We start from the raw sequence: 5,093 nt of genomic DNA, 5'->3' as shown, positions 1-5,093 counted from the left end.
CGCGGGGGCGGCGGCGGAGCGGGCGCGCCCTTCGGCGGCGCGATCTTGGGGAACGAGCGGGCGGCCCCCGGGGTCGCCGCGTCCTCGGTCTCCGGGGCGCCCGCGGTCCCGGGCCAGGCGCGGCCGGCGGCCGGGTCCCAGTGGGTGTCGACCACCTTGCGCTGCACCACGATCGCCAGCACCAGCACCCCGAGCCCGATCAGGGAGATGACCACGATGCCGCCGACGGACCCGATCTTGGCGGCGGAGCCCACGGCGATCCCGAACCAGCCGAAGTCGGCGTCGCCGAAGGTGGTGTTCTCCTCCCCGAAGGCGCCCAGGACGGAGAGCAGGAACGCGGGCAGGAACGTGATGATCAGGCCGTTGACGAAGCCGCCGGCGAGGGCCCCGCGACGCCCTCCGGTCGCGTTGCCGTAGACGCCGGCCGCGCCGCCGGTGAAGAAGTGGGGCACCAGCCCCGGCAGGATCAGGGCGAGGCCGATGGCGGGGTTGAGCCAGACGGAGAGGACGAGCAGCCCGATCAGGCCTCCCACGAAGCTGGAGATGAAGCCCAGCAGCACGGCGTTCTGCGCGTAGGGGAAGACGATCGGGGCGTCGAGGGCCGGGATGGCGCCGGGGACGACCTTGGCGGCGATGCCCTGGAAGGCCGGGACGAGCTCGCCCAGGATGGTGCGCACGCCGAAGAGGATGACCGCCACGGCCACGCCGAACTGCAGGCCCTGGGTGATCGACATCATGATGTAGTTGCCGACCCCGGTGGCGCCGCCCTCGAACGCGGTGAAGGCCTCCTCGGTCCCGGCCCGGGCGAGGAAGAGCACGGCGAGGACCACGTACATCAGGGCCATGGACAGGGCGGTGGCCACCATGGAGTCGCGGAGGAAGCGCAGTCCCTCCGGCAGCTTCGTGTCCTCGGTGGACCGGCTCTTCTTCCCCACGACCTGGCCCACGGCGCCGGCGGCGATGTAGCCGGCGGTGCCGAAGTGCCCGATGGCGACGCTGTCGTCGCCGGTGATCCTGCGGGTCCACGGGTGGGCGAGCGCCGGGAGGGAGACCATGAGGATGCCGAGGAGCACGGCGCCCAGCACCACGGTCACCCAGCTGCCGTACCCGGCGGTGGCGAGGATGATGGTCAGCATCGTGGCCATGAACAGCACGTGGTGGCCGGTGAGGAAGACGTAGCGCAGCGGGGTGAAGCGGGCGAGCAGCAGGCTCACGGCGAAGCCGAGGATCATCAGCCACGCGACCTGGGCCCCGTACTCGGCCTGGGCGATCCCGGCGATGGCCTCGTTGGTGGGGATCACGCCCTGAGCGCCGGTGGCGCCCAGGATCATGGCGCCCAGGGGTTCCAGGGAGGCGACGACGAGGGTGGCCCCGGCGCCGATCAGCAGGAAGCCGAGGGTCGCCTTGATGGCGCCGCCGATGATCTGGCCGGTGCTCTTGCGCAGGGCGGCCAGGCCCACGGCGGTGATGATGCCGATGAGGAACGCCGGGACGGCGAGGATCTCGCTGACCAGGAACTCGGGGATGCTGACGAGCCAGTTCACGGGAACACCTGCTTCTAGACGTCGTAGAGCTCACGCAGGGCGGCGTCGAGCTCGGTGGTGCTGGTGAAGTTCTCGATCACCTTCACGGGGACGCCGACGTCCCCGAGGGTGCGGGCGATCTCCCCGGAGGTGAGGATCAGGTCGGCCTCCTTGGCCTTGCCGCGGGCCGAGATGGTGTCGGTCGCCTCGACCGTGAGGTACTTGCCCCACCCCCAGTGATCGAGCACCTGCTCCAGGGTGTTCTTGAGGAACAGGCTGGTGCCGAGACCGTTGCCGCAGACGGTGAGGATCTTGTTGCGGCTGTCCGCGGCCGCCTCCGCCGCTCTGGTCGCCGCCGGTTCCGCCGCCGGCTCCGCGGCCGGCGCCTCGTCCGTCGTCGACGGTCTCCCGGACGGCGCCGGGGCCTCCTCCGTCAGCACGGCGAGCACCTCCTCCGGGGTCCTCGCCTCGTCCAGGGCGGTCCGGGTCCTCGGCGAGCCCAGCAGCGTGGCCAGCGTCCGCATGGCCTGGAGGTGCTCCTTCTGGTCCTTCGCGGAGAGGGCGACGACGAGGGTCACGGGGTCGTTCGCCGCGTGCCCGAACTCCACCGGCCGGGCCAGCCGGACCCAGGACATCGCGGTGCGGTGGACCGCCTCCGAGGGCCGGGCGTGGGCGAAGGCGAAGCCCGGCGCCACCACGATGTACGGGCCGTTCTCCTCGACGCTGGTGATCATGGCCTGCGTGTACTCGGCACTGATGGCACCCTGGCGCTCGAGGAGCCCACCGGCCAGCGCGATGGCGGCCCGCCAGTCCTCCGCCGGTTCGTCCAGGCAGATCGATCCGAGGTCCAGCAGCCGGCTGAGGTGAGACATACCTGACATGGTATCTCATATCCGTCCGTTTATGTGATCCACATCACATTCATTTTGGCCGATGCATGCGGGAACAGGCGACCCCGTCCCGAGGCCGGGCGCGGATCTGGCAGGCTGGCAGGAGCACCTGCCCCGCCGGCAGGAGATCACTGCACCAGATCACCGCACTGTCGGGAAGGACCGAGATGAGCCAGCGCTCCGTGCCCGCGCACGCCCTGCCGTGGGTCGTCGTCGGCATCGTGCTCGTCGCACTGAGCCTGCGCGCCCCGATCATCGCCCCGACCCCGGTGATCACCCAGCTCCAGTCCGACCTCGGGCTCTCGGCGGCGACCGCGGGCCTGCTCACGGGGCTGCCGGTGCTGCTGTTCGCCCTGGCCACCCCGCTGGCCTCGAAGCTCATCGGACGCTTCGGCCCGGAGGCCGCGGTCCTGGTGTGCCTGACGGGCGTGCTGGCCGGGACCGTGGTCCGCTCGGCCGGTCCCGCCCCGGTGGTCCTGGCCGGCACCGTGGTCATCGGTGCTGCGATCGCCGTCGGCAACATCGTGGTCCCGGTGATCATCCGCCGCGACGTCCCCTGGCGCCGGATCCCCACGGTCACCGCCGCCTACACCGCCGCCCTCAATCTCGGGTCGATGATCACCGCCCTGGGCACCGCCCCGCTCGCCGCGCTGGTCGGCTGGCGCTGGGCGCTGGCCTCCTGGGGCGCGCTGACGCTGGCGGCCATGGTGTTCTGGCTGGTCGTGGCGCGCCGCCGGGCCGGCACGCCGCGCACCACCCCCGCCCCGGCCGAACCCGACACGGCCACGGGGGCGCTGCGGCAGGCCCGGGGCACCACGCAGATCCGGCGCATCGGCTGGTGGCTGACGCTGGCCTTCTGCGGGCAGGCCATCGCCTACTACTCCGTCACCGCGTGGCTGCCCACCCTGCTGGCCGACACCCGCGGACTGAGCCTGGCGGCCTCCGGGGCCGGGGCCTCCCTGTTCCAGGTCGCCGCCATCGCCGGGGCCCTCGGGGTGCCCCTCCTGGCCGCCCGCGCCCCGGCGTGGGCGCCGGTGGCCGTCATCGGGGCGCTGTGGATCACCCTGCCCGTCGGGCTGCTGCTCGCCCCCGAGGGCTACCTCGGGTGGTCCGCCGTCGGCGGCATCGCCCAGGGCGGAGGCTTCACCACGATCTTCTCGATCGTCGCGCGCATCGTCCGGACCGACGCCGAGGCCGCCGCCACCTCCGCCCGCATCCAGGGCAGCGGCTACCTCGCCGCGACGGTCGGCCCGCCGCTGATCGGGGCGCTGAACTCCGGCACCGGCGGGTGGACCGTCCCGCTGCTGGTCGTCCTGGGTGCCACCGTGCTGTTCCTGGTCGGGGGGCTCCTGGCGGTCGCGGAGACGCGACGCCGCCGATAGGGGCACCACGAGCAGCCCGCCGCCGGGCACCGGGGACCGCGGGACGGCCGCGCCGCCGAGCACGCGGCCCCGGCTGCCGAATTAGGGCAGAGAAGTGTCAGCTAATCCGCGGACGGACTGCTACAGTCGAGCCACGAACCACTGAGGGTACCCTTACCCGTCCGCTCGACCGAAGGCTCCGCCCATGCTCCGTGGCACGACGCCCCCCGCCGGCACGCCCGTTCCCCTGCCCCGGGACGAGGCAGGGAGCGGCGCACGGGGCCTCGAGGGCGACTTCGCGTTCGCGGGCCGCCACGGGCTCCTTATCGCCCGCCGGGACCGGGAGCTGCCCGCCGGACGGATCACGGACGGCGGCGTGGAGACGGTTCTGGCCCGCCTGGACGAGGTCACCCGCGCGGTGGCCGGCACCCGGGCCGGTGGGGAGACCCGGCCGGTGCTGTGCGGCACCATCCCCTTCGACCCGGACGAGCCGACCGACCTGTTCCTCGCCGAGCGGCCCGTGTGGGCGCCCCGCCCGGCGCCCACGGCCCCGGTGCCCCTGGCGCGGCAGCTCGTGCCCGCCGCCCCGGCGCCGGACCCCGACCACCACGAGGCGCTCGCCGAGGCCCTGGACCGCATCGGCCGCGGCGCCGCCCCGCACCTGGTGCTGGCCCGCGCCCTGGACCTGCAGCTCTCCGCACCCGCGAACCTGGACCGGCTGTGGGAGGAGCTGGTGGCCCGCGCCGCCGGCGGCCACGCCTTCCTGGTGCGCCCCCGGGACGGCGGCACGGTCCTCGGTGCGGGCCCGGAGCTGACGGCCGAGGTGCGCCCGACCGGCTTCGCCTCCCACCCCCACACCGGCTGCGCCGCGCGCCACCCCACGGTCTCGGGCGACTCGGCCGCCCAGCAGTCCCTGCTGCGCTCCCCCGCCGCCCGGCGGCGGCACCAGCACGTCGTCGAGCACCAGGCCCGCCGCCTGGCACCGCTCGCCGCGTCCCTGCACGTGCCCGGGCAGCCCAGCGTGCCGGGCACCGACGCCGCCTGGCACCTGGCGACCCGTCTCACCGGCAGGCTGCACCGGGGCACCAGCGCGCTGCACGCCGCGGTGGCGCTGCACCGTGCGGCCGCCGGCGCCCCAGACCGGGAGACCCTGTCCCTGATCCGTGAGCTGGAGCCGCGGCCCCGCGGGGTCTTCGCGGGTCTGGTGGGCTGGACCGACGCCGCCGGGCACGGCCAGTGGGTGCCGGTCCTGCGCAGCGTCCACCTGCACGGCACGCGGGCCCGGCTGCACGCCGCCGCGGAGCTGGACGCCGCCTCCA

Annotated in this window: 4 protein-coding genes; 2 read left to right on the top strand and 2 right to left on the bottom strand. The window is 74.2% G+C overall.

What is annotated here, in order from left to right; translation table 11 throughout:
* Together CRM73_RS18120 and CRM73_RS18115 are read right to left on the bottom strand one after the other, a co-directional pair.
* On the bottom strand, window positions 1–1,544 hold a 1,544-nt coding region (locus CRM73_RS18120; RefSeq protein ID WP_229588682.1), incomplete at its 3' end, for a PTS ascorbate transporter subunit IIC.
* A gap of 14 nt (window positions 1,545–1,558) precedes the next feature.
* Window positions 1,559–2,395 (bottom strand): PTS sugar transporter subunit IIA, encoded by an 837-nt coding sequence (locus CRM73_RS18115; protein WP_229588681.1) that lies wholly within the window; start codon window positions 2,393–2,395, stop codon window positions 1,559–1,561.
* Window positions 2,396–2,580: 185 nt separating this feature from the next.
* On the opposite strand from CRM73_RS18115, the gene CRM73_RS18110 reads away from it, so the two are divergent.
* Window positions 2,581–3,795 carry an MFS transporter gene (locus CRM73_RS18110; protein WP_229588680.1) on the top strand — a complete coding sequence of 405 codons (1,215 nt, stop codon included), beginning with the start codon at window positions 2,581–2,583 and terminating at the stop codon, window positions 3,793–3,795.
* A gap of 184 nt (window positions 3,796–3,979) precedes the next feature.
* Window positions 3,980–5,093 (top strand): chorismate-binding protein (locus CRM73_RS18105; protein ID WP_229588679.1); only part of this gene is annotated, 1,114 nt, incomplete at its 3' end.

This window comes from Kocuria sp. CCUG 69068, from assembly GCF_020833785.1.
GTDB classification, from domain to species: domain Bacteria; phylum Actinomycetota; class Actinomycetes; order Actinomycetales; family Micrococcaceae; genus Kocuria; species Kocuria rosea.
Note: the sequence above shows the minus strand (reverse complement) of the source record. Positions and strands in the feature narration are given on the sequence as shown.

Coding starts and splice junctions, on each gene's coding strand:
- CRM73_RS18110 (WP_229588680.1), top strand. CDS start 2,581: ATGAGCCAGCGCTCCGTGCCCGCGCACGCCCTGCCGTGGGTCGTCGTC.
- CRM73_RS18115 (WP_229588681.1), bottom strand. CDS start 2,395: ATGTCTCACCTCAGCCGGCTGCTGGACCTCGGATCGATCTGCCTGGAC.